This is a genomic window from Acidocella sp., assembly GCF_028687955.1.
Taxonomy (GTDB): Bacteria; Pseudomonadota; Alphaproteobacteria; order Acetobacterales; family Acetobacteraceae; genus Acidocella.
The window spans coordinates 1-3,507 of record NZ_JAQTZC010000115.1; the positions used below are offsets into that span (position 1 = coordinate 1).

Sequence of the window (3,507 nt, forward strand, 5' to 3'; positions counted from 1 at the left end):
ATTAAGCGGAGTAATACATCTCGAACTCAACCGGGTGCGGCGTGTGCTCGAAGCGGTACACTTCCTTCCACTTGATCTCTATGTAGCTCTCAATCTGCTCCTTGCTGAACACATCGCCCTGCAACAGGAACTCATGGTCGGCTTCGAGCGACTGGAGCGCCTCGCGGAGCGAACCGCAAACCGTCGGGATGCCCTTCAGCTCTTCGGGCGGCAGCTCGTAGAGATCCTTGTCCATCGGGTCGCCGGGGTGGATCTTGTTCTTGATGCCGTCGAGGCCCGCCATCGCGAGCGCCGCGAAGGAGAGGTAGGGGTTGGCGGTCGGGTCGGGGAAGCGGACTTCCACGCGCTTGGCCTTCGGGCTCGTGGTGTAGGGAATACGGCACGAAGCCGAACGGTTGCGCGCCGAATAGGCCAGCAGCACCGGCGCCTCAAAACCCGGGATCAAGCGCTTGTAGCTGTTGGTCGCGGGGTTGGTGAACGCGTTGATCGCCTTGGCGTGCTTGATCACGCCGCCGATGAAATACAGGCACATCTCGGAGAGATCCGCATAGCCATTGCCCGCGAACAGCGGCTTGCCGGCTTTCCAGATCGAGGCGTGCGTATGCATGCCCGAACCGTTGTCGCCGTAAATCGGCTTGGGCATGAAGGTCGCGGTCTTGCCATAGGAATGCGCGACGTTGTGGACGCAGTATTTATAAATCTGCATCTGGTCGGCCATCTTGGTGAGCGAGTTGAACCGGGTTCCCAGTTCGTGCTGGCTCTGCGCCACCTCATGGTGATGCTTCTCAATCGGCAGGCCCATCTCGCCCATGGCGGAGAGCATCTCGGCGCGCAGGTCGCTATCGCCATCCACGGGGGGAACGGGGAAATAACCGCCCTTAACCGCCGGACGGTGGCCCATGTTGCCTTCCGGATAATCCTTCAGCGAGGAGCCAGGGCCTTCGATGGAATCCAGCTGGTAGGTGCCGAAATTGCCGCCGGTGCCGAACTTCACGCTGTCGAAAATGAAGAACTCAGCTTCCGCGCCGATGAAAATCGTGTCGCCGATGCCGGTCGACTTCACATAGGCTTCCACCTTCTTCGCGGTCGAGCGCGGGTCGCGGGCATAGCCCTGGCCGGTCGCGGGCTCGATGATGTCGCAAAACAGGATCAGGCTCGGCTTGGCCGCGAAGGGGTCCATCACCGCCGTATCCAGGTCCGGCTGCAAAATCATGTCGGACTCGTTAATCGCCTTCCAGCCGGCGATCGAGGAGCCGTCGAACATGAAGCCGTCCTTCAACGTGTCGGCATCGACCGTGGAGACATGCTGCGCCGTGTGCTGCCACTTGCCTTTCGGGTCGGTAAAACGCAGGTCCACATACTCGACCCCGTTTTCCTTAATCAGTTCAAGAACCTTCGCTACGCCGTCGGCGCTTTCAGCGGGCTTCTTCGCCATGCTTTATCCCCGTAATGTCAATAAGTTAATCGTCAAGCTCATCGTCTATCGACGGCGCCGCACCACGCGGCCCCGAACAACCCTGTTGCAAGCGCAGCATGTTAACCGTGCATGACCGCCAGGACAATGCCTGTCAGACCGCGGCGTCGCCTTTTTCTCCGGTGCGGATTCGGATGGCCTCTTCAACCGTGGAGATAAAAATCTTGCCGTCGCCAATCCGCCCGGTGCGCGCGGCATTGGTGATCGCCTCAACCGCCCGTTCAACCACCGCGTCCTCGCAGACCACTTCAATTTTCACCTTGGGCAGAAAATCCACCACATACTCGGCGCCGCGGTAGAGCTCGGTATGCCCCTTCTGCCGGCCAAACCCCTTCGCCTCCACAACGGTGATGCCTTGCAACCCAACCTCGTGCAGAGCCTCTTTCACTTCGTCAAGTTTGAACGGCTTAATGATCGCTTCGATCTTTTTCATCTGGTCCACGCCCGCCACGGCCAGGCGTCCTCCTTCAAGTGTTCGTTCGGATAGCGCAATCGCGCGCCAGCCAACGGGCTGACGGGATACAGTCTTGCACGCACCGTGCCAGCCGCGCAAACCACAAGCAAGAACCATGTTGCACAGGGGTTTAGCGCGTATCACGATTCGATTTGCCTATCGGGCAGCGGCTTCTGCCTAATTTTTCAGCATACTTGCCGGCCGCCCCCGCCGCGCGTTACGCTCCGGCACGTCGCTCAAGGAAATCAACGTGAAACCAGCCAACACGCTGCTCGAACAAACCGGCACCACCATCTTCACCGTGATGTCGGCGCTCAGCCTGCAACACGGCGCCATCAACCTCGGCCAGGGCTTCCCTGACACCGAAGGCCCGGCCGATATCGTGCAGGCGGCGGCGGATGCGCTGCTCGACCACCGCAACCAATACCCGCCCCTCACCGGCCTGCCCGCGCTGAAATCCGCCGTCGCCGCCGCCAACCAGCGGTTTTATGGCCTTCCCATAGACCCCGCCACCGGCGTCTGCGTCACCTCTGGCGCCACCGAGGCGATCACCGCCTGCCTGATGGCCCTGCTCAACCCCGGCGACGAGGCCATCCTCATCGAACCGCTTTATGACACCTACCTGCCGGTGGTGAAAATGCTCGGCGCCACGGCCCGGCTGGTGCGGCTGGAGCCGCCCGGCTGGGAGCTGCCGCGCGCCGCCCTGGCCGCCGCCTTCAGCCCCAAAACCAAGCTGCTGCTGCTCAACTCGCCGATGAACCCCACCGGCAAGGTTTTTACGCCCGATGAGCTGGACTTCATCGCCGGGCTGCTGACGCAACACGATTCCTATGCGGTGTGCGACGAGGTGTACGAACATCTGGTCTTCCCGCCCGCGCGGCACATCCCGCTGATGACCCTGCCCGGCATGGCCGCGCGCACCTTGCGCATCGGCAGTGCGGGCAAAACCTTCTCGCTCACCGGCTGGAAGGTGGGCTACATCTCCGGCCCGCCAGACCTCATCTCCCTCACCGCCAAGGCGCACCAGAACCTCACCTTCACCACGGCGCCCAATTTGCAGCGCGCGGTGGCCCTCGGCCTCGCCAAGCCCGATGATTATTTCACCACCCTGGCCGGGGAGCTGATGGCCCGGCGCGATATTCTCAACACCGGGCTCAAGCGCCTGGGCTTCATCACCCTGCCCACCGATGGCAGCTATTTCATCACCGCTGATATCTCCCCCTTAAACTTCCAGGGCGATGATGTGGAATTCTGCCGCGCCATCACCACCCAGGCCGGGGTCGCGGCCATCCCGGTCTCGGCCTTCTATGCCGGCGCCGCCCCGCGAAATTACGTCCGCTTCGCCTTCTGCAAGCAGCCCGATGTGCTGCGCGCGGCCCTGGCGCGGCTGGAAAACTGGCGCGCGGGCAAAAGCTGAGCACGAAACGCCCTCAAGACGTTGACGGGCGATACTCCCTCGCAGTACGACGCCCCTACCCTGGATGGCGGACGTAGCTCAGTTGGTAGAGCGCCGGTTTGTGGTACCGGTTGTCGCGGGTTCGATCCCCGTCGTTCGCCCCAGGGATTTCCCTGTATCGCC

3 protein-coding genes and 1 tRNA gene are annotated in these 3,507 nt (G+C 62.1%); 2 read left to right on the forward strand and 2 right to left on the reverse strand.

Annotated elements, in window-relative coordinates; translation table 11 throughout:
- Nucleotide 1: 1 nt before the first annotated feature.
- On the reverse strand, nt 2-1,435 hold the full coding sequence (gene glnA, locus PHE40_RS10810) for a type I glutamate--ammonia ligase (protein WP_299961636.1): 1,434 nt from the start codon (nt 1,433-1,435) through the stop codon (nt 2-4).
- A gap of 133 nt (nt 1,436-1,568) precedes the next feature.
- Nucleotides 1,569-1,907 carry a P-II family nitrogen regulator gene (locus PHE40_RS10815; RefSeq protein WP_299961638.1) on the reverse strand — a complete coding sequence of 113 codons (339 nt, stop codon included), beginning with the start codon at nt 1,905-1,907 and terminating at the stop codon, nt 1,569-1,571.
- A gap of 271 nt (nt 1,908-2,178) precedes the next feature.
- Between PHE40_RS10815 and PHE40_RS10820 the strand changes: the two genes are divergently transcribed.
- A complete protein-coding gene (locus PHE40_RS10820) occupies nt 2,179-3,345 on the forward strand; it encodes an aminotransferase (RefSeq protein ID WP_299961639.1) in 1,167 nt (388 codons plus the stop codon).
- Between the two features lie 67 nt (nt 3,346-3,412).
- Nucleotides 3,413-3,488, forward strand: a tRNA-His gene (locus PHE40_RS10825).
- The last annotated feature ends 19 nt before the right edge of the window (nt 3,489-3,507 follow it).